The 18,725-nt window shown below is 67.7% G+C and carries 18 protein-coding genes; 12 read left to right on the forward strand and 6 right to left on the reverse strand.

The genetic code is table 11. The annotated features are described in order from the left end of the window. The first annotated feature begins 86 nt into the window (after positions 1-86). Both AB4059_RS10330 and AB4059_RS10335 read left to right on the forward strand, forming a co-directional pair. The gene (locus AB4059_RS10330) at positions 87-2,459 is read left to right on the forward strand and encodes an FG-GAP-like repeat-containing protein (RefSeq protein WP_498978818.1); all 2,373 of its coding nucleotides are present in this window, start codon (positions 87-89) and stop codon (positions 2,457-2,459) included. Positions 2,460-2,625: 166 nt separating this feature from the next. Beyond that, positions 2,626-5,049: an FG-GAP-like repeat-containing protein gene (locus AB4059_RS10335; RefSeq protein WP_498978819.1), complete on the forward strand. Its 2,424-nt coding sequence runs from the start codon at positions 2,626-2,628 to the stop codon at positions 5,047-5,049. Between the two features lie 60 nt (positions 5,050-5,109). Here AB4059_RS10335 and AB4059_RS10340 read toward each other — a convergent pair whose 3' ends face one another. Then, a complete protein-coding gene (locus AB4059_RS10340) occupies positions 5,110-6,744 on the reverse strand; it encodes an electron transfer flavoprotein-ubiquinone oxidoreductase (protein ID WP_498978820.1) in 1,635 nt (544 codons plus the stop codon). 23 nt (positions 6,745-6,767) lie between these two features. Between AB4059_RS10340 and AB4059_RS10345 the strand changes: the two genes are divergently transcribed. Next, positions 6,768-7,349: an alpha-ketoglutarate-dependent dioxygenase AlkB family protein gene (locus tag AB4059_RS10345; RefSeq protein ID WP_498979058.1), complete on the forward strand. Its 582-nt coding sequence runs from the start codon at positions 6,768-6,770 to the stop codon at positions 7,347-7,349. Positions 7,350-7,352: 3 nt separating this feature from the next. Here the strand turns inward: AB4059_RS10345 and rimI are convergent, their stop codons facing one another. The 3 genes from rimI to pssA are packed head-to-tail and all read right to left on the reverse strand — an operon-like array spanning position 7,353 to position 8,850. Beyond that, entirely contained in the window at positions 7,353-7,838 is a 486-nt protein-coding gene (gene rimI, locus AB4059_RS10350; protein ID WP_498978821.1) for a ribosomal protein S18-alanine N-acetyltransferase, read from the reverse strand. Further along, on the reverse strand, positions 7,835-8,086 hold the full coding sequence (locus AB4059_RS10355) for a hypothetical protein (RefSeq protein WP_498978822.1): 252 nt from the start codon (positions 8,084-8,086) through the stop codon (positions 7,835-7,837). The genes rimI and AB4059_RS10355 overlap by 4 nt, the downstream gene beginning before the upstream one ends. Beyond that, entirely contained in the window at positions 8,083-8,850 is a 768-nt protein-coding gene (gene pssA / locus AB4059_RS10360; protein WP_498978823.1) for a CDP-diacylglycerol--serine O-phosphatidyltransferase, read from the reverse strand. The genes AB4059_RS10355 and pssA overlap by 4 nt, the downstream gene beginning before the upstream one ends. A gap of 101 nt (positions 8,851-8,951) precedes the next feature. Here pssA and AB4059_RS10365 point away from each other — a divergent pair, with 101 nt between their 5' ends. The 3 genes from AB4059_RS10365 to AB4059_RS10375 all read left to right on the forward strand — a co-directional run bounded on the left by AB4059_RS10365 (position 8,952) and on the right by AB4059_RS10375 (position 11,621). Continuing rightward, positions 8,952-9,428, forward strand: coding sequence for a DUF4124 domain-containing protein (locus AB4059_RS10365; protein WP_498978824.1), 477 nt, complete (start codon positions 8,952-8,954; stop codon positions 9,426-9,428). 79 nt (positions 9,429-9,507) lie between these two features. Continuing rightward, the gene (locus AB4059_RS10370) at positions 9,508-11,205 is read left to right on the forward strand and encodes a proline--tRNA ligase (protein ID WP_498978825.1); all 1,698 of its coding nucleotides are present in this window, start codon (positions 9,508-9,510) and stop codon (positions 11,203-11,205) included. Positions 11,206-11,237: 32 nt separating this feature from the next. Next, the gene (locus AB4059_RS10375) at positions 11,238-11,621 is read left to right on the forward strand and encodes an H-NS histone family protein (RefSeq protein ID WP_498978826.1); all 384 of its coding nucleotides are present in this window, start codon (positions 11,238-11,240) and stop codon (positions 11,619-11,621) included. A gap of 3 nt (positions 11,622-11,624) precedes the next feature. Here AB4059_RS10375 and AB4059_RS10380 read toward each other — a convergent pair whose 3' ends face one another. Next, complete coding sequence (locus AB4059_RS10380) at positions 11,625-12,908, reverse strand: threonine/serine exporter family protein (RefSeq protein WP_498978827.1); 1,284 nt, start codon at positions 12,906-12,908, stop codon at positions 11,625-11,627. A 133-nt stretch (positions 12,909-13,041) separates the two neighbouring features. On the opposite strand from AB4059_RS10380, the gene AB4059_RS10385 reads away from it, so the two are divergent. From AB4059_RS10385 to AB4059_RS10410, 6 genes are read left to right on the forward strand one after another with little or no spacing between them, the layout of a single operon-like run. Then, a complete protein-coding gene (locus tag AB4059_RS10385; protein WP_498978828.1) occupies positions 13,042-13,458 on the forward strand; it encodes an MbcA/ParS/Xre antitoxin family protein in 417 nt (138 codons plus the stop codon). Continuing rightward, a complete protein-coding gene (locus AB4059_RS10390) occupies positions 13,449-14,150 on the forward strand; it encodes an RES family NAD+ phosphorylase (protein ID WP_498978829.1) in 702 nt (233 codons plus the stop codon). Before AB4059_RS10385 ends, AB4059_RS10390 begins: the two co-directional genes overlap by 10 nt. 57 nt (positions 14,151-14,207) lie before the next feature. Next, positions 14,208-15,317, forward strand: a complete 1,110-nt coding sequence (locus tag AB4059_RS10395) for an MlaE family ABC transporter permease (RefSeq protein ID WP_498978830.1) — start codon at positions 14,208-14,210, stop codon at positions 15,315-15,317. Between the two features lie 3 nt (positions 15,318-15,320). Then, positions 15,321-16,115 carry an ABC transporter ATP-binding protein gene (locus tag AB4059_RS10400; RefSeq protein WP_498978831.1) on the forward strand — a complete coding sequence of 265 codons (795 nt, stop codon included), beginning with the start codon at positions 15,321-15,323 and terminating at the stop codon, positions 16,113-16,115. Between the two features lie 11 nt (positions 16,116-16,126). Further along, positions 16,127-17,041 carry an MlaD family protein gene (locus AB4059_RS10405; protein ID WP_498978832.1) on the forward strand — a complete coding sequence of 305 codons (915 nt, stop codon included), beginning with the start codon at positions 16,127-16,129 and terminating at the stop codon, positions 17,039-17,041. Then, positions 17,038-17,691: an ABC-type transport auxiliary lipoprotein family protein gene (locus AB4059_RS10410; protein ID WP_498978833.1), complete on the forward strand. Its 654-nt coding sequence runs from the start codon at positions 17,038-17,040 to the stop codon at positions 17,689-17,691. The genes AB4059_RS10405 and AB4059_RS10410 overlap by 4 nt, the downstream gene beginning before the upstream one ends. Here the strand turns inward: AB4059_RS10410 and AB4059_RS10415 are convergent. After that, positions 17,681-18,724 (reverse strand): acyltransferase family protein, encoded by a 1,044-nt coding sequence (locus AB4059_RS10415; RefSeq protein ID WP_498978834.1) that lies wholly within the window; start codon positions 18,722-18,724, stop codon positions 17,681-17,683. The two genes, AB4059_RS10410 and AB4059_RS10415, sit on opposite strands and share 11 nt — an antisense overlap. Between the last annotated feature and the right edge of the window lies 1 nt (position 18,725).

Here is an 18,725-nt window from a genome sequence, read left to right on the forward strand (position 1 = left end):
GGGGCCAGGATGTCCCGCGCGCGCTGCATCAGGGGGCCGTCTCCCACGGTTCGCGGCGGTACATCACTTCAACGGGAACCATTCGAATGCGCCTTCCTTTGCTCCTCGCCAGCGCGCTTGCCCTGGCGGCCTGCACCGCACACGACACGCCTTCCAGCGGCAATGGATCGCCAGGACAAGGCACCGCCGCGGCTTCCGCGACGCGCGCGCCCTCGGGCCTGCGCGACCATCGCGCGCGCGCCATCGCCGGCCTGCCGGACCGCGGGCAATTGCTCGCCTACACCGCCGGCGCGCCGGTCACCCGCAGCGCCTACACCTGGCACGACATCGCGCTGAGCGAAGCGCACGCGATGAACGCCATCGCGACGGGCACGCTCGACGTACCGGCGCCCGATGGTTCGACCATCGTGCTGAAGTACGACCACGCCATCGACCATGGCGACGGCAACTGGACCTGGGTCGGCCGCCCCGCGGGCGCCAGGCCCGGCACCGAGGCGATCATCACCTTCGGTCCGAAGGCCGTGTTCGGCACCGTGCCTTACGGCCGCAAGCCTTCGCTGCGCATTTCCTCGGCGCAGGGCCGCACGTTCCTGATGGAAACCGATCCGCTGAAGCTGGCGCGCCTGCACAACGATCCGCGCCGGCCGAAGGGCCCCGATGCCGTGCTGCCTCCGTCGATCCTCGCCGGCGCGCGCGCCAAGGTGCTCGAGCGCGCCGCCGCGCAACCGAAGGCGCAGACGCTGGTCGCCGCAAACGCGGTCCCCGAATCGAACACCGTCGATGTCGTGCTCGGTTACACCAACACGTTCGCCTCGCGCCTGGGTGGCACGTCGCAGGCGAACACGCGCCTGACCTTCCTCGTCGCGGTCGCCAACCAGGCCTTCGTCAACAGCCAGATCAACGGCCGGCTGCGTTTGGTCGGCACCGTCCCGGTGAACTATCCGGACGCGACCGACAACGAAGCCGCGTTGCGCGAACTCACCGGCGTGACCTGTACCGAGTTGCCCAACGGCAGCCTGGACTGCAACGACGCGCCGGTCCCGGCCGCGCTCCAGCCGCTCACCAACGCGCGCGAAACCTTGCACGCCGACCTCGTGTCGCTGGTGCGCAACTTCAGCGAGTCGAACAACAGTTGCGGCATCGCGTGGCTCGTGGGCGGCGGCGAAACGCCGATCACGCAAAGCGATGCCAGTGCGGCCTTCTCGGTGGTCAGCGATTCCAACGGCAACGGCGATGATGGCGAGACTCCCTTCCCCGACAACGGGTGGGTCTGCCGCAACGAAACCCTGGCGCACGAACTCGGCCACAACATGGGCTCGGCGCACGATGCGACCACCTCCGCGGGCGACGACGGCACGCTGACGATCGACGAGCACGGGCGTTATCCGTACTCGTTCGGCTACAAGACCAGCGCGGGCAACTTCTTCACGATCATGGCCTACGAAGACGATGGCCAGGTGGCCTACCGCGTCTTCTCCAACCCCCGCATCAACTACTGCGGCACGATGGCGTGCGGCACGGCGGACGCGGACAACGCACAAAGCCTGTCCAACACGATTCCGGTCATCGCGTCGTTCTACGCCTCGCTCACGCCCAGCGCGCGCCCGCCGCGTTCGGACTTCAACGGCGACGGCAAGGCCGACCTCCTTTGGCACAACGCGACCTCCGGCGCGAACGTGCTGTGGTACGACACGATGGGCGTCTCGACTCTCGGCGTGGCCGGCACCGCAAGCCCGTGGGTCCTGGCGGGCATCGGCGATGTCGACGGCGATGGCCAGGGCGACATCGTGTGGCGCAACAACACCACGGGTAGCAACGTGATCTGGCGTTCGGGCCGCAACACCACGCCGCGCGCGATGACGGCCGTGGCGCCGGGCTGGAACATCGCGGCGGTCGGCGATTTCGACGGCGACGGCCACGCCGACGTGTGGTGGCGCCATCCGGCGACGGGCGGCAACCAGTTGTGGCGTTCGGCCGATTCGTCGACGCGCGCGACGGTGACCTCGGCCGGTACGCCGTGGACGATCGTGGCAGTGGCCGACTTCAACGGCGACGGCAGCGACGACCTGCTGTGGCGCAACACCTCGACCAACGCCTTGCTGATCTGGCGCTCGGGCAATTCGGCGACGACCACCGCGGTGACGGCGACGACCGCCGCATGGCTGGTCGCCGGCGCGGGCGACTTCGACGGCGACGGCAAGGCCGACATCCTGCTGCGCAACACCACCACCGGTGCGAACGAAGCCTGGCGTTCGGGCAATTCGGCCACCAAGCTCGCGGTGACCGCGGTGGCCAATCCCTGGGTGGCCGCGGGCGTGGCCGACGTCAACGGCGACGGCAAGTCGGACATCCTCTGGCGCAACACCGATTCGGGCGCCAACCGCGTGTGGTTGTCGGGCAACTCGGCGACGCTGCAATCGATCAAGGCCGTCGCGCCTGCGTTCGACGCGGGAACCTGACGCAATACTTCAACGACGTTCGCAAGATCATCACGCCCCGCGCAGCGATGCGCGGGGCGTTTTGTTTGCGAGGAGTGAATTCGCGGCCCGCCTGCAGGATTGGTCGTCACATGGCGTGGATGAACTCTGCCTTATCAAGGCACCTCCTTAGGCGGGGGATCCCCACATGCGTAACTTGCTGGCGACTGCGATTGCCTGCGGTCTGCTCGCTGCCTGTTCGGGCAGCGGCGACACACAGACTTCTGTTTCTACTTCTTCCACGGGAGCGCACGAATCGGGCGCTGCGGATGCGCGCTACGTCGCGCGGACCACGTCCTCCGTCGCTGCGTATCCCGATCACGGCGCGTTGTTCGCGTATTCGTCCAAGCCGGTCGCGCGCGGCGCCACGGTGTGGCGCGACGTGCAGATCAGCGAAGCGCACGCGATGCGCGCGGCGGCCACCGGCGGCGCGCTGACGATTCCCGCGCCCGACGGCACGCAGATGAAAGTGCAATACGTCGGACGTGTCGAACACGAAGACGGCAACTGGACGTGGGTGGGCCGCGCGCAGGGTGCGAACCCCGGCAGCGAAACCATCCTGACCTTCGGCCCCAACGCGGTGTTCGGTTCGATTCCGTACAAGAACGGCGAACCGCTGCAGATCTCGACGGTGCAGGGACGCACCTTCATGGTCGAAACCGACAACAAGAAAGTCGCGGCCGTCGGCATCAAGGAACTGCCGGACGCCGACATGATCTCGATGCCGCGCGAAGCCGCCACGTTCGCCAAGAGCATGATGCCGCGCGTGTCCGCCTCGATGAAGCAGGCCGGCGCGCCGATGTCGTTCACGCTCACCGCGCAGGGCGGCGCGATGACCACGACCACGATCGACATCCTCGTGGGTTACACCGTCGGCTTCGCCACGCGCCTGGGCTCGACCTCGGCCGCGGTGACGCGCCTGCGCAACCTGGTCGACACCACCAACGAAGCCTTCGCCAACAGCCAGATCGCGGGCAAGCTGCGCATGGTGCAGGCGATCCAGGTCGACTATCCGGATGCGACGAGCAACCGCGACACCTTGTTCGAACTCACCGGCGTGGCGTGCACCAACCGCGCCAACACCGGCGAGTTGCCGGACGGCGGCGTGAGTTGCGCATCGACCGCGCGTCCGGGTCCGCTCGAGACGCTGGCGGTGGCGCGCGAACAATTCGGCGCCGACCTGGTCACGCTGGTGCGCGCGTTCAACAATCCCGAGAACGGCAGCTGCGGCGTGGGCTGGAAGCTCGGTGGCAGCCAGACCGCGATCAGCGCGGCGAGCGCCGCGTTCGGTTATTCGGTCGTGAGCGACTCCAGCGGCAACGTGTTCACCGACGACGGCGCCAATTGCCGCAACGACAACCTCGCGCACGAAGTCGGCCACAACCTCGGCATGCAGCACGATGCGGAAACCGCGCAGGGCGCCGACGACACCAACACCGACGGCAACCTGCTCGATCCGGAAGAGTACGGCCGTTTCGCCGATTCGTTCGGTTACAACGCACCGGACACGGCGGGCAACTTCTTCGACACGATGGCCACCCGTCGTCCGGCGAAGGCGCCGATGCTGATCTATTCCAACCCGGCCATCACCACGTGCAACGGCTTCGCCTGCGGCGTGGACGGCGCGGCGAACACCGCGCGCGGCATGAACCTGACGATCCCGCAGATCGCCGCGTTCCGCGCCGGCCTGGTGCCGATCGTCGGCGTGTTCCAGCGCGGCGACTTCGACGGCGACGGCGTGGCCGACCTGTTGTGGCGCAACACCGGCACGGGCGCGAACACGATCTGGAAGTCGGCGCGTTCGACCACCCTGCAGGCGGTGACCTCGGTGAACCCGGCGTTCTTCGTCGCGCGCACCGCGGACTTCAACGGCGACGGCAAGAACGACATCATCTGGCGCAACCGCACCAGCGGCCAGAACGTGATGTGGCGCGGCGGTCTGTCGACGCAGGCCACGTTGCTCAGCTCGCCGCCGGCACCGTGGGAGATCGTCGGCGCGGGCGACTTCGATGGCGACGGCAAGGACGACCTGCTGTGGCGCAACGGCGGCACCGGCGTGAACGTGATCTGGAAGTCGGGCCTGAACACCACGCCGCAGGCGGTCGCGACGCTGGCCGACCAGAACTGGGTGGTCGGCGCGGTCGCCGATTTCAACGGCGACGGCAAGGCCGACATCTTCTGGCGCAACGGCACGACCAACGCCAACGTCATCTGGCTCTCGGCGAAGAACACCACGCCGCAGACGGTCACCGCTTCGGCGCAAGTGTGGACCGTGGTCGGTGCCGGCGACTTCAACGGCGACGGCAAGGCCGACATCCTGTGGCGCAATTACTTCACCGGCCAGAACGTGATCTGGCGTTCGGGCGTGTCCTCCACGCCGCAGGCCGTGGCCACCGTGGGCGCACTGGCCTTCGTGCCGGTCGCCATCGGCGACTTCGACCACGACGGCAAGGACGACCTGATGTGGCGCAACGTGTCCAACGGCCAGAACGTCATCTGGAAGTCGGCCAACAGCGCCACGACGATGCCGGTGACCACCAACGCATCGCCGACCTGGTTGCAGGCGGGCTGAGCCACCAACGCAAGGACGCAAAAAAACCCGGGCGCGCAGGCGCCCGGGTTTTTTGTTGCCTCACAGATTCTGGTAGTTGGGCCCCGAGCCGCCTTCGGGCGTGACCCACGTGATGATCTCGTAGGGATCCTTGATGTCGCAGGTCTTGCAGTGCACGCAGTTCGCCGAATTGATCTGCAGGCGCTTGCCGGTGTTCGCGGGGCCATCGGGATCGTCGACGATCTCGTACACGCCTGCAGGGCAGAACCGCGTGCACGGGTTGTCGTATTCGGCCGCGCAGCGCGTGACGCACACGGTGGGGTCGTGCACCACCAGGTGCACGGGCTGGTCTTCGTCGTGTTCGGTCGCGGCGAAGTACACGCCGGCGAGGCGGTCGCGCGGCGCGAGTTCGCGCGCGATGTAGTCGCGATTGGACGCCTCGTGCGCGCCGACCTTGTCGATCGAACTCCAGTCCGCCTTGTTCTTCAGCGTCCACGGCGACAGGCCGAAGGTCGCCGTTTCCCACACCGCATTGAGCAGGCCGAACCACAGGCCCTTCTTGAAGGCCGGCTTGATGTTGCGCACGCTGCGCAATTCCTTCATCACCGCCGAGCCGCGCAGCTTCGCGTCGAAGCCGATGGGCGAGAGTTGCGCCGAATGCAGGTGTTCGGCCGCGAGCATCGCCGAACGGATCGCCTGGTGCGTGCCCTTGATCTTCGGCACGTTGAGCGTGCCCGCGGTGTCGCCGATCAGCAGCGCGCCGGGCATCTCGCATTTGGGCAGCGACTGGTAACCGCCGGTGACGATCGCGCGCGCGCCGGCGGAGACGATGGTGCCGCCTTTGAGCAAGGCCTTCACCGACGGGTGGTTCTTCCATTGCTGGAAGGCTTCCCACGGCTTGTATTCCGGATCCCGGTAATCCAGGCCGCTGATGTAGCCCAGCGCGATGCGGCCCTTGTCCAGGTGGTACAGGAAGCTGCCGCCATAGATGTCGGTGGGCAGCGGCCAGCCGAGCGAGTGCACGACCTTGCCCGGCGTCGTGCGTTCTTCCGGGACCTGCCACAGTTCCTTGATGCCGATCGAATAACCCTGCGGATCGCTGTCGGCGGCCAGGTCGAAACGCTTGATCAGGCGTTTGGTCAGATGGCCGCGCGCGCCTTCGGCGAGCACGGTGACTTTCGCGCGGATGTCGATCCCCTGCGTGTAACCGGGCTTGTGCGTGCCGTCCTTCGCCACGCCCATGTCGCCGATGCGCACGCCGGCCACGCGGCCGTCTTCCTCGTGCAGTGTTTCGCTGGCGGCGAAGCCGGGGTAGATCTCCACGCCGAGCGCTTCGGCCTGCGGCGCGAGCCACGCGCACAACGCACCGAGGCTGACGATGAAGTTTCCCTTGTTGTGCATCTGCGGCGGCACGATGAGCTTGTACGACGAGGTCTTCGTCATCAGCAGGAACTCGTCGTGCGTGACCGGGATGCAGATCGGCGGCGGGGTGTCGCGCCAGCCGGGCAGCAGCGCGTCGAGCGGTTCGGGTTCGATCACCGCGCCGGACAGGATGTGCGCGCCGATGGTCGAGGCTTTCTCGATCACGCACACGGTGGTGTCGGGGTTGAGCTGCTTGAGCCGGATCGCACAGGCCAGGCCGGCGGGGCCCGCGCCCACGACGACGACGTCGTACTCCATCACGTCGCGTTCGGTTTCGGTCATGGCGCCCTCCATTGGATCGCGCCATTCTAAAGCGCATGGCGGCGCAGGCGATTCATCTCCCGGGTGCGGACGTGGCGTTTCATCCGGACTGGCTGGGCGAAAACGCAGCGTGGGCGCTGTTCGAGGCGCTGCGCGCGGGCCTGCCGTGGGAGCGCCACCGGATCACGGTCTACGGGCGCACGATCGACGCGCCGCGGCTCAGTTGCTGGATGGGCGATGCGGCCTATCGCTATTCGGGAACGCTGTTCCAACCGCATCCCTGGCCCGCGGCGCTGGCACCGGTCCGCGAGCGCCTGGCGCGCGAAGTGCAGGCAGGATTCAACAGCGTGCTCGCCAACCTCTACCGCGACGGCGCCGACCGCCTGGGCTTCCATCGCGACAGCGAACCCGAGCTCGGGCCCGAACCGGTGATCGCATCGTTGAGCCTGGGCGCGACGCGGCGCTTCCGATTCCGCGCACGCGACGGGAAGGGATCGCTCGGGCTCGACCTCACGCACGGCAGCCTGCTCGTCATGGCCGGCGCGACGCAACGCAACTGGTTGCATGCCGTGCCGCCGACCGCGCGCGCGGTGGGGCCGCGCATCAACCTGACCTTCCGGCATGTCGCGCCGCGATGAGGCCTAGTCTTCGTCGACCAGCAACTCCAGCGCCATGACCAGCGCATCCTCGCGCCCGTCCTTCGCCGGGTAATAGCGCGGGCGGCGGCCGATCTCGTTGAAGCCTTCGTCGTGGTAGAGCGCGATGGCCGCTGCATTGGACGGACGCACTTCGAGGAACACGCGCTGTGCGCCGCGACCGCGCGCCAGTTGCAGGATCGCGCGCAGCAGCCGGCGGCCATGGCCGCGCCCCTGGACTTCCGGCGCGGTGCACACGTTGAGCACGTGCGCTTCGCCGGCGGCGACGCTCAACACCGCGTAACCGAGGATGTCCCCGTCCTGCACCAGCACCCAGGCCGGGTGGTCGGCGAGCAGGCAATCGCGGAACACGCCCTGCGTCCACGGAAATGCGTAGGCGCGCTGCTCGATCGCCATGATCTCGGGCAAATCCGCTTCGCGCATCGGGCGCAGCGAGGCGATCGGCAGGCTGTCGGCGGCGAGGGCGCTCATCGGCGTGCGGCCTTGCGCAACGCGCGCAACTGCGGCCACAACGCGCGCTTGGCGGCGGGCGTGCGCAGTTGCGCGAGAGAAGGGAGTTTCGGCAGCGAGGTGAGTTCGGTTTTTGCCGCGCGCGCGATGGCCTGCGCCAGCGGCGTGTCTTCGATCGCATCGGGATGCTGCACGCGGAACACGACATGCCCGAGCGCGTCGAGCACCTCGCGCTGGAAGTCGTCCCACGGCGGCGCCGCATCGCTCATGTGGCTTCGCCCACCAGCTTGCGGCGACGGAACCACATCACCGGCCCCGACAGGGCATACAGCGCGGTCACCGCGAGCAGCACGCGCGGCGGATCGATCCACAGTGCGATGAGCGCGGCCACCGCGATCACGATCGTGGTGAACGGCACGCGCTCGGCGCGCGCGCCCTGGCCGCTGCCCTTGAAGCTGTTGTAGCGCACGCGGCTGACCATCAGCAGGCCGGCGATGACCGCCACCGCGGCGGCCGGATACCGCAACTCGGTCCCCGAGAAGCCGATCTCGTCGCAGGTCCACACGAAGCTCGCCATCAACCCGGCGGCCGCGGGGCTGGCCAGCCCGATGAACCAGCGCTTGTCGACCGTGCCGACCTGGCTGTTGAAACGCGCCAGCCGCAACGCGGCGCACGCGGCATAGAGGAAGGACACCAGCCAGCCGACCTTGCCGAAGACCGCGCCGTCGAGCTTCATCGACGACAGCGCCCAGTGGTACATCACCAGTGCCGGCGCCATGCCGAAGCTGACCAGGTCGGCGAGGGAGTCGTACTGCACGCCGAACTCGGTCTGCGTGTTGGTCATGCGGGCCACGCGGCCGTCGATGCCGTCGAGGATCGCGGCGATGAAGATCGCCACGCACGCCGCCTCGTATTTGCCCTGGGCGGCCGCGATGATCGCGAAGAACCCCCCGAACAGGCCGCCGGTGGTGAACAGGTTGGGCAGCAGGTAGATGCCGCGCGGACGTGGCCGCGCCGGTTCGATGGGCTCCATGGCCGAAGTGTAGCGCCTGCGACGCACGTCGCTTGCGCGCTCCCCGTCGCAGTGCTGCAATCGCCCCACGCCAATCGGCGATGTCCTCCGGGGGAAGCGCCATGAACCGTTCGATCCGCCTGCTCGTGGGTGCCTGCGTCCTGTTGTCGTTCGCGCCCGCCTTCGCGCAGGCCGTCTACACGTGGAAGGACGACAAGGGCGTCACCCACTATTCCGATTCCCCGCCGCCGGCCGGCGCGAAGAAAAAGAACGTGCGCACCGCCCAGGACCCCGTGTCCGCGGCCACGCCCGTCGCGGCGGTGAAGCCCGCCGATGCGGCCGACGCCGCGGCCAAGCCGGACAACGCCGCCGACCAGGCCGCCCAGCAAGCCGCGCAACAGGCCATCGCCGACAAGCAGGCCGCGCAGCGCGACCAGGCCTGCAAGCAGGCCCAGGCCAACCTCGCGGTGTTGAACAGCCAGGCCGGCGTGTCGGTCGACCGCGATGGCGACGGCAAGGCCGACGCCGTGCTCGACGACAAGGGGCGCCAGCAGGAAGTGCAGGCCATGCAATCGGTCGCCACGGCCAACTGCAACTGACGCCATCGGGGGCGCGGGCAGGGGCCCCGCGGGGTCCCGTGGCAGAATGCGGCTCTTTCCGCCGCTCCGAAGTCCCCCGATGCGCCTGTCGCAATTCCATCTCCGCACCGTCAAGGAAACGCCCGCCGACGCCGAAGTCGTCAGCCACCAGCTGATGCTCCGCGCGGGCATGATCCGCAAGCTCGCCGCCGGCCTGTACACGTGGTCGCCGCTCGGACTGCGCGTGCTGCGCAAGGTCGAAGGCATCGTGCGCGAGGAAATGAACCGCGCCGGCGCGATCGAACTGCTGATGCCCTCGATCCAGCCGAAGGAACTGTGGGAAGAGACGGGCCGCTGGCAGAAGTTCGGCGGCCAGCTGCTGAAGATCAGGGACCGCAAGGAAGCCGAGTACTGCTACGGCCCGACGCATGAAGAGGTGATCACCGACTTCGCGCGCAACGAGCTGTCCAGCTACAAGCAGTTGCCGGTCAATTTCTACCAGATCCAGACCAAGTTCCGCGACGAGATCCGCCCGCGCTTCGGCGTGATGCGCGCGCGCGAGTTCCTGATGAAGGACGCCTACTCCTTCCACGTCGACGAAGCCTCGCTCGCCGACGAATACCGCAACATGTACGACACCTACACGCGCATCTTCACGCGCCTGGGGCTGAAGTTCCGCGCGGTGTTCGCCGACACCGGCGCGATCGGCGGCAATGCCTCGCACGAGTTCCAGGTGCTCGCCGATTCGGGCGAGGATGCGATCGCCTTTTCCGATGGCTCGGACTACACCGCCAACATCGAACTGGCCGAAGCGCTTGCGCCGGGCCCGCGGCAATCGGGGGCGGAATCCCTGCGAAAGGTGGAGACGCCGACGCAGAAGACATGCGAAGACGTCGCCGCGTTGATGGGCATCGCGCTCGATCGCACCGTGAAGTCGGTTGCGGTGATGGGCGACAACGGCTTCGTTTTGGTGCTCGTGCGCGGCGACCACGTCGTCAACGAGGTCAAGCTGCGCAAGCTCGCGGGCCTGTCGGACTATCGCCTCGCGACCGAAGCGGAAATCGCGACGCACCTGGGTGCCGACCCGGGCTTCCTCGGCCCGCTCAAGCCGCGCGCCGACATCACCATCGTCGCCGATCGCAGCGTCGCTGCGATGCACGATTTCGTCGTCGGTGCCAACGAAAACGGCTGGCACGTGGCCGGCGTGAACTGGGTGCGCGACCTGCCCGAAGCCGACATCGTGGCCGACGTACGCAACGTCGTGGCCGGCGATGCCTCGCCCGACGGCAAGGGCACGCTGGGCATCGCGCGCGGCATCGAAGTGGGCCACGTGTTCCAGCTCGGCCGCAAATATGCCGAAGCGATGCAGTGCACCGTGCTCGACATGGCGGGCAAGGCCGTCGTGCCGATGATGGGTTGCTACGGCATCGGTGTTTCGCGCATCGTGGCCGCCGCGATCGAACAGAACCACGACGCCAACGGCATCCTCTGGCCCGAAGCGATGGCGCCGTGGCAGGTGGCCGTTTGCATCATCAACCCGAAGAACGATGCGAACGTCGCCGCCGCCGCCGAAACGCTGCACCGCGAGCTCAACGCGGCGGGCATCGAGGCGGTGCTCGACGATCGCGGCCTGCGCCCGGGCCAGATGTTCGCGGACATCGAGCTGATCGGCGTGCCGCATCGTGTCGTCGTGTCCGAGCGCGGCCTGGCCGCGGGCACGTTCGAGTATCGTGCGCGGACCGCGGCGGATGCCGAACAACTCGATCGGCAGGCGCTCTTCGAACGTTTGCGCGCCTGAGTCTTCCCTTCACCTTGCCGAGGAACGCCCCGATGTCCATCGATCTCAACGGCCTGTCGGCCAAGGAACTCGACGCGCTGATCGCGCAAGCGAAGAAGCGTCGCACCACGATCAGCAAGCGCAAGCCGATCGCGCTGGTCCGCAAGAAGCTCACCGCGCTCGCGCGTGCCGAGGGCTACACCATCGGCGAACTGTTCGGTGGCGGTGCCGGCGCCGCGCCGGCGAAGAAGGCCGCGACGACGGGTGCGGCGACGGCGCGCAAATCGACCAAGGGCTACAAGCTCGGCAAGGTCGCGCCGAAGTACCGCAATCCGCAGAATTCGGCGGAAACCTGGGCCGGCCGGGGCCAGCAACCGAAGTGGATGGCCTCGCAGATCGCCGCGGGCCGGAAGCTCGAAGACTTCCTGATCCGCTGAACCTCAGAGGTTGCGGCGGGCGGAGACCAGCAGGTTTCCGAACAGCAGCCCCGCGACCAGCGCCATCAGCGAATTGAGCACCGCGATCGCCGCGACGCTGCCGGCATCGACGTTCTGCTGCTGCACCAGGTTGATCACGCCGCGCAGCGCCACGCTGCCCGGCACCAGCATGATGATGCCGGGCACGCGCACCAGCGCGCCCGGTCGCTGCGCGAGCCGCGCGTACGCGTTGCCGAGCGCGGAGGTGAACAGCGCCGCGAGGAACACGCCGGCCGGGCTGTCGAACATCTGCCCGCCGAAGCGCGCGATGAGATAGCCCATCGCCGCCGACAACATCACCACCCAGTAATCGCGCAGCGCCGCGCGGAACAACACGGCGAATGCGAACGCACCGCTGACCAGCGCCACGCCTTCCACCCAGTCCGGCTGCGGTCGCGACGCACGGACGTGCGGTTCAAGCCCGATGTAATGCGCGAGCTTGAACGCGATGACCGTCCCGATGGTGAGCTTGAGGATCGTCGTGAGCGCGCCGGCGAAACGCGCGGTGCCCGACACGAGGTGCCGGCTGGTGAGTTCGTTGACCGCGTTGGTGAGCGTCATGCCGGGCAGCAGCACGATCAGCGAGGCGATGGTCACCGTGTTGAGGTTCAGCGGCCCGACCAGGCTCGCCACCGCGATCGCGACCAGGCCCGCGACGACACCGGCGATCGCATCGCTGGCCTCGTTCAATCGCGCGCGGCCCTGCGATGCCAGTTCGAGCATGCCGATCAGCAGGCCGATCAATCCGGCGGTCCCGATGTCGAGCCAGGGCAGGCGCAGCAGCCCGGCGACCGCGGCGGAGGCCAGGCCGAAACCGAAGATCTGGATCGCGCGCTGTCGAGGCGTCGGCGGTTTGGAAAGTGCGCGAAGTTGCGCATGTCCTTGTGCGATGCCGACGCGGCCGGCCATCACGTCTTCGGCGATGCGATCGGCCTCGCACAACTTGTAGAGGTCCGTGTCTCCGGGCGCCAAACGGATCACGCGCGTCGTATCCGAGACGCCGGCGGGTCGACGCGGATCGCTGAAGGACAGGATCATGCCCGTGGGGTTCGACCACGGTTCGCAATCCAGTCCAAGGCGCTGCGCCACCGCGACCACCGCCGCTTCCAGCCGTTGCGCGGTGGTGCCGTAGGCATGCAGGTGCTCGGCCACTTCGAGCACGAATTCGATGCGCTCGGCGTAGCCGGCGCTCGCCGCGTCGGCCGTTGCCGGCGCCGGTGTCGGAACCAACGAAGGAGGGGCGCTCATGTTGGAAGCATCGCACGAGGCTTGCATTCGCCAAGGGGGCGACGAGGGAAGCATGCTGTCCGTAAATGGACGAATGATTGCAATTCGTCCTCCGATGGATTACAAAGGGTTCGTCTCCTGCTTGGCGTCCGCCATGGCCCAACCGCTCGAAACACCGCAAGCGCATGCACCGGACCTGTCTTCTGCGCAGTCCGCCGCCGCAGCGCTGCGCACCTTCTTCCGCATCGCCGATGCCTGGGGGCTGTCCAACGACCAGCAGCGCCAGTTGCTCGATTGCGGTCGCAGCACGTTCTACGAATGGAAGAGCGGGCGGGTGAAGCGCGGCCTGGACAACGCCACGCTCGAGCGCCTTTCGCACGTCTTCGGCATCTATTCGGCGCTGCAGTTGCTGCTGCCCATCCCCGAACGCGCGCATGCCTGGGTCAAGCGCGAGAACGCCGCGCCGCTGTTCGGCGGGAAGTCCGCGCTCGATCGCATGCTCGCCGGGCAGGTGTCGGATCTGTTCGTCGTGCGCCAGTACCTCGACGCGCAACGCGGCGGGTGGTCCTGAGTCGCGTGCGGCTGGCGCATGTCCAGATCGCGTGGGACAGCTCGTGCCGGCTCGTCGCAAGCCGGTATCCGGCGGTGGGCCTGTTCGATGCCGTCGCCGATCCGGTCGACCTGGAGGTCGTGTTCGCCGTCGAAGCGCTCGGCAACCCGCGCCTGCGGCAGGAACACGGCGCACTTTCGCTCCTGCCGCAGGACCAGCGCATCAGCGGTCCGGGTACGACGCCGGTGATGTCGGCATTCACCCACCTCAACCCCGAGGGGTCGCGGTTTTCCGACGGCACCTGGGGCGTGTACTACGCGGCGAACGACCTCGATACCGCCGTCGCCGAGGTCAGCCACCACCGCGCCCGTTTCCTCGCACGCACCCAAGAGCCGGCGATCGAGATCGACCTGCGCTGCTATCGCGTGCCGGTGCGCGCGCGCTTGCTCGACCTGCGCGGCCGCCGCGCACCGGCGGGCATTCTCGATCCGGCCAGCTACGCCGCCTCGCAGCCCTTCGCGCGTGCGCAGCGCGATGCGCGCGAGCCTGGCCTGGTCCACGACAGCGTGCGCCGCCGCGGCGGGCAATGCGTCGCGCTGTTCACCCCGAAGGCGACGGTGCCGCCCGCGCAGCAGGCCGAACACGTCGCCCTGTGCTGGAACGGCGAGCGCATCGCCGCGTGGTACCGCAAGTCGGACGCCCGCTTGCTGTAGGCGGCGTCGACGCCGGGCGCAAGCCGGACTCTGTATGCTCCGCGCAAAGGGGACCCGATGCGCGACGAGAGCCGCCCGCCCAGTGTTGAAACCGATGCCGAAGGCCGCTTGCGCCTGCTCGGGAGCTGGACGCTCGTGCATGCCGCCGGCATGGCCGAGCAACTGCGCATGGCGCCGGACACCATCGAAGCCGTCGACGCCCACGACATCGAACACCTCGACTCGGCCGGCGTGCTCCTGCTGCTGCGCTACGCGCGCCGCCGCAACCTGGACGTCGACAGCTTCCACTTCCGCGACGACCACGTTTCGCTGGTGTCGGCCATCGAAGACGTCGCCGACGACCGCCCGAAAAAGAAACGCGAATACGGCGTCAGCGCCGCCCTCGCGCGACTGGGTTACGCGGTGCACGACAACTGGCGCGAGATCCTCGCGCTGATCGGCTTCCTCGGCGAAAACCTGATGAAGTTCGGCCGCATGCTCGCCCAGCCCAGGCGCTTCCGCCTGACGGCAACGGTCTTCCACATGGAACAGGTGGGCCTGGACGCCGTGCCGCTGGTGTTCCTGTTGTCCTACCTAGTCGGCGCGGTGATCGCCTTCCTCGGCGCGAACATCCTCCGCGACTTCGGCGCGGAGATCTACGTCGTCGAACTGGTGAACGTGGCCTTCCTGCGCGAGTTCGGCGTGCTGCTGACCGCGATCATCCTCGCCGGCCGCACCGCGAGCGCCTTCACCGCGCAGATCGGCGCGATGCAGAGCCGAGAGGAAGTCGACGCGATCCGCACGCTCGGCATGGACCCCATCGACCTGCTCGTGTTGCCGCGCGTGATCGCGTTGCTGGTGATGCTGCCCCTGCTCACCTTCATCGCGATGATCGCCGGCCTGCTCGGCGGCCTGTCGGTCGGCGCCTTCAGCCTCGACATTCCACCGCAGGCGTACCTCTCGCGCATGGAAGCGACCATCGAAGTCCGGCATTTCCTCGTGGGCCTGTCGAAGGCGCCGTTGTTCGCCCTGGTGATCGGGTTGATCGGCTGCCTGGAAGGCCTGCAAGTCGAAGGCACGGCGCAATCGGTCGGCGAACGCACCACCTCGAGCGTGGTGCAGACCATCTCGCTGGTGATCGTGATCGACGCGATCATGGCGCTATGGTTCCTGCAGATGGACATCTGACCCATGGCCATCGACGAGAACGACATCGTCATCCGCATCCGGGGCCTGACGAACACCTTCGGCGAGCAGGTTGTGCACGAGAACCTCGACCTGGACGTGCGCCGCGGCGAGATCATCGGCGTGGTGGGCGGCTCGGGCGCGGGCAAGTCGGTGCTGATGCGGTCGATCATCGGCCTGCGCCGGCCCGACGCGGGCACGATCGAAGTGCTCGGCGTCGACGCGCGCAGCGAGGATGAAGACGTCCGCAACCATATCCAGCGCAACACCGGCGTGCTGTTCCAGGACGGCGCGCTGTTCTCCTCCCTCAGCGTCGGCGAGAACGTGCAGGTGCCGCTGAAGGAAGAACATCCGGACCTGCCCGATTCGCTGCGCTACGAACTCGCGCTGCTGAAGGTGAAACTCGCGGGCCTGCCGGCCGACGCGGTGAACAAGCTGCCTTCGCAGTTGTCCGGCGGCATGCGCAAGCGCGCCGGTCTTGCGCGCGCGCTCGCGCTCGATCCGCCGCTGCTGTTCCTCGACGAGCCCACCGCGGGCCTGGACCCCATCGGCGCGGCCGCGTTCGACCAACTCATTCTCACCCTGCAACAGGCCCTGGGCCTGACGGTGTTCCTGATCACGCACGACCTGGACACGCTGTACGCGATCTGCGATCGCGTCGCGGTGCTGGCCGACAAGCGCGTGGTGGTGAACGCCCCCATCGAGGAGGTCGAGCAGTTCGACCACCCGTGGGTGCAGGAATATTTCCACGGCCCACGCGCTCGCGCCGCCCGCACGGCGGGCGCTGGCACAATGGCCTGAAGGGAGGATCCATGGAAACCAAGGCCAACTACGTCCTGATCGGCGCCTTCACCCTGGCGGTCAGCATTTTCGGCCTGCTGTTCGCCCTGTGGGCCGCCAACTGGTCCTCCGAACGCGAGTGGAACAAATACAGCATCGTCTTCAACGAGGCGGTGACCGGTTTGTTCGAAGGCGGCAGCGTGCGCTACAACGGCATCACCGTCGGCACGATCGACGCGCTGCGCCTGGCGCCCAACGATCCGCGCAAGGTGATCGCCACGGTGCGCATCAACACCAACACGCCGATCAAGACCGACACGCACGCCAAGATCTCGCAGGACGGCCTCACCGGCCCGACCTTCATCCAGCTCAGCGGCGGCAGCCCCAACGCACCGCTCCTGGTGTCCAACGACAGCGACGTGCTGCCGACCATCGCCACCGAGCCCTCCGCGCTGCAGAACATCGCCGACACCGCGAACCGCCTGGTCGCGCGCATGGACGTGTTGCTCAGCGACGAGAACGTGCGGCGCATTTCCGATTCGCTGGCCAACATCGAAGCACTCACGAATTCGGTCGCCGCGCAGCGCCAGGACATCGGCGCGCTGATCGTCAACGCACGACAGGCCAGCGAACAGTTGAAGGTGACGTTGAACACAACCAACGGCGCGGTCGAACGCCTGGATCACGACGTGGTGCGGCAACTGCCGCCGATCATCGAGAAACTCGACCGCACGCTCGCGCAATTCGAATCGGTGGCGACCAACGCCAACGGCGTGATCGCCGACAACCGCGCGCCGCTCGCCAATGGCCTCCAGCAACTGGGTCCGGCCATGACCGAGCTGCGCGGCCTGGTGCGCGACCTGCGCCGCGTCGCCAGTCGCCTCGACGCCAACCCGGCGGGCTACGTGCTCGGCCGCCAGCAACCCAAGGAGTTCGTGCCCGAATGAGTACGCGCATTCGCCTGGTGGTCGCCACCGCCGTGCTGGCGTCGCTCGCCGGCTGCAGCACCATCGTCGGGAAGAAGGAATCCATCGCGCTGTATGCGCCCGAGGCGACGGTGCAGCCGGACGCCGCGTGGCCGCAGGTGCAGTGGGCCTTGCAGATCCCGCGCCCGCACGCATCGGAACTGCTGGATTCCCCGCGCATCGTGGTGCGTCCGGCCGACGGCGAACTGCAGGTCTACCACGGCGCGATCTGGGCCGAACCCGCGCCCGACCTCGTGCAGGACGCGGTGCTGCGCGCCTTCGAAGACAGCGGGCGCATCGGGAGCGTCGCGCGCCGCGGCAGCGGCGTGACCGGCGACTACGAACTGTTGCTCGACATCCGCAACTTCCAGTCCGACTACGCCGGCGGCGCGACGCCGAAGGCGGAGGTGGAAATCGTCGCCAAGCTCATCGCCAATCGCACCGACACCGTCATCGCCACGCGCATGCTGAAACAGCACGTGCCGGCCGCGTCGACGAAGATCGGCGATGTCTCGCGCGCCTTCGAAGCCGCGCTGACGGCGACCGTGCAGGACCTGGTCGGCTGGACGCTGGTGGAAGGGCAGAAGTACGACATAGCGCATCCGGCGCCGGCCAAGCCGGTCAAGCGCTGAGTTTCTTCCGCGCCAGCGCCGGCTTTTCGACCAGGTGCCACGACAGCACGGCCAGCGTGATCGTGATCGCGCCCGAGGCCAGGATCATCTGCACGGGCGTGATGCCCGGCACCGTCGCGACCAGCAACTGCTGCATCGGGAAGGCATAGATGTAGATGCCGTAGGAGTAGTCGCCGAGTTTGTTGAAGTTGCGCAACCAACCGCCCGGCACGTACGCCACCCACATCACGATGTAGGGCGCGGTGAGCGGATAGAGCCAGAAGAAGGCCTTGGGCTGCACGATGCCCGCGACCAGCAGCACGCAGGCGGGCACGAACAGCTTCCAGGTCATCCGAATGCGGTCGCGGAAGATCCACATGCCCGCGCCGCAGAAGAAAAAGAAGAACAGGCGGAATGTGTGCCAGTGCTTGTAGGCGTGCGCGTGCGCGATCCAGAACGCGACGAGCATCAACGCAGTGCCGACGACCACGATGCGCGTGAAGGTGCGCACCTTGTCCGATTTGAACCACCCCGCCACCCACCACACCAGCGCGAGCGTGAGGTAGCAGCGAAGTTCGAAGGGCAGCGTCCACAACGATCCGTTGACGACGCGCATCTGGTTGGATTCGAACACGCCCGGCAGGCTGAACTTCAGGCCGGTGAGGACCGTCGTGTTCTTCCAGATGAACTTCCACACGGTCGAATCGCTGAAGTACTCGCCCAGCGGCACCGTGGTGATCAGCGGCCCCATCACCAGCGCGAGCAGCACCGACATCACCAGAAGCGCGGGGAAGATGCGCAGCGCACGCGCGCGCACGAAGGCCTTGAAGTTGTCCAGGCGCAGCAGGCTCGCGGTGACGAGGAAGCCGCTGGTGACGAAGAACACGTCGACCGCCACGCCGCCCGGCGTGTAGCCGAGCCACTGCACCCACGGCTCGAAGGCCGGGCTGATCACGATCGCGTAACTGTGGCTCCACAGCACGGCGAAGGCCGCGATGAAGCGGACCAGGTTGAAGTTGTTGTCGCGACTCGTCGCGTACTGCGAGAGCCGCATC

It is taken from the genome of Lysobacter sp. 2RAF19, assembly GCF_052115395.1.
Lineage (GTDB): Bacteria > Pseudomonadota > Gammaproteobacteria > Xanthomonadales > Xanthomonadaceae > Noviluteimonas.

What these genes read in the sequence shown, in the direction of transcription:
- AB4059_RS10330 (WP_498978818.1), top strand. Translation starts at nt 87, where the DNA reads ATGCGCCTTCCTTTGCTCCTCGCCAGCGCGCTTGCCCTGGCGGCCTGC.
- AB4059_RS10335 (WP_498978819.1), top strand. Translation starts at nt 2,626, where the DNA reads ATGCGTAACTTGCTGGCGACTGCGATTGCCTGCGGTCTGCTCGCTGCC.
- AB4059_RS10340 (WP_498978820.1), bottom strand. Translation starts at nt 6,744, where the DNA reads ATGGAGGGCGCCATGACCGAAACCGAACGCGACGTGATGGAGTACGAC.
- AB4059_RS10345 (WP_498979058.1), top strand. Translation starts at nt 6,768, where the DNA reads ATGGCGGCGCAGGCGATTCATCTCCCGGGTGCGGACGTGGCGTTTCAT.
- rimI (WP_498978821.1), bottom strand. Translation starts at nt 7,838, where the DNA reads ATGAGCGCCCTCGCCGCCGACAGCCTGCCGATCGCCTCGCTGCGCCCG.
- AB4059_RS10355 (WP_498978822.1), bottom strand. Translation starts at nt 8,086, where the DNA reads ATGAGCGATGCGGCGCCGCCGTGGGACGACTTCCAGCGCGAGGTGCTC.
- pssA (WP_498978823.1), bottom strand. Translation starts at nt 8,850, where the DNA reads ATGGAGCCCATCGAACCGGCGCGGCCACGTCCGCGCGGCATCTACCTG.
- AB4059_RS10365 (WP_498978824.1), top strand. Translation starts at nt 8,952, where the DNA reads ATGAACCGTTCGATCCGCCTGCTCGTGGGTGCCTGCGTCCTGTTGTCG.
- AB4059_RS10370 (WP_498978825.1), top strand. Translation starts at nt 9,508, where the DNA reads ATGCGCCTGTCGCAATTCCATCTCCGCACCGTCAAGGAAACGCCCGCC.
- AB4059_RS10375 (WP_498978826.1), top strand. Translation starts at nt 11,238, where the DNA reads ATGTCCATCGATCTCAACGGCCTGTCGGCCAAGGAACTCGACGCGCTG.
- AB4059_RS10380 (WP_498978827.1), bottom strand. Translation starts at nt 12,908, where the DNA reads ATGAGCGCCCCTCCTTCGTTGGTTCCGACACCGGCGCCGGCAACGGCC.
- AB4059_RS10385 (WP_498978828.1), top strand. Translation starts at nt 13,042, where the DNA reads ATGGCCCAACCGCTCGAAACACCGCAAGCGCATGCACCGGACCTGTCT.
- AB4059_RS10395 (WP_498978830.1), top strand. Translation starts at nt 14,208, where the DNA reads ATGCGCGACGAGAGCCGCCCGCCCAGTGTTGAAACCGATGCCGAAGGC.
- AB4059_RS10400 (WP_498978831.1), top strand. Translation starts at nt 15,321, where the DNA reads ATGGCCATCGACGAGAACGACATCGTCATCCGCATCCGGGGCCTGACG.
- AB4059_RS10405 (WP_498978832.1), top strand. Translation starts at nt 16,127, where the DNA reads ATGGAAACCAAGGCCAACTACGTCCTGATCGGCGCCTTCACCCTGGCG.
- AB4059_RS10410 (WP_498978833.1), top strand. Translation starts at nt 17,038, where the DNA reads ATGAGTACGCGCATTCGCCTGGTGGTCGCCACCGCCGTGCTGGCGTCG.
- AB4059_RS10415 (WP_498978834.1), bottom strand. Translation starts at nt 18,724, where the DNA reads ATGCGGCTCTCGCAGTACGCGACGAGTCGCGACAACAACTTCAACCTG.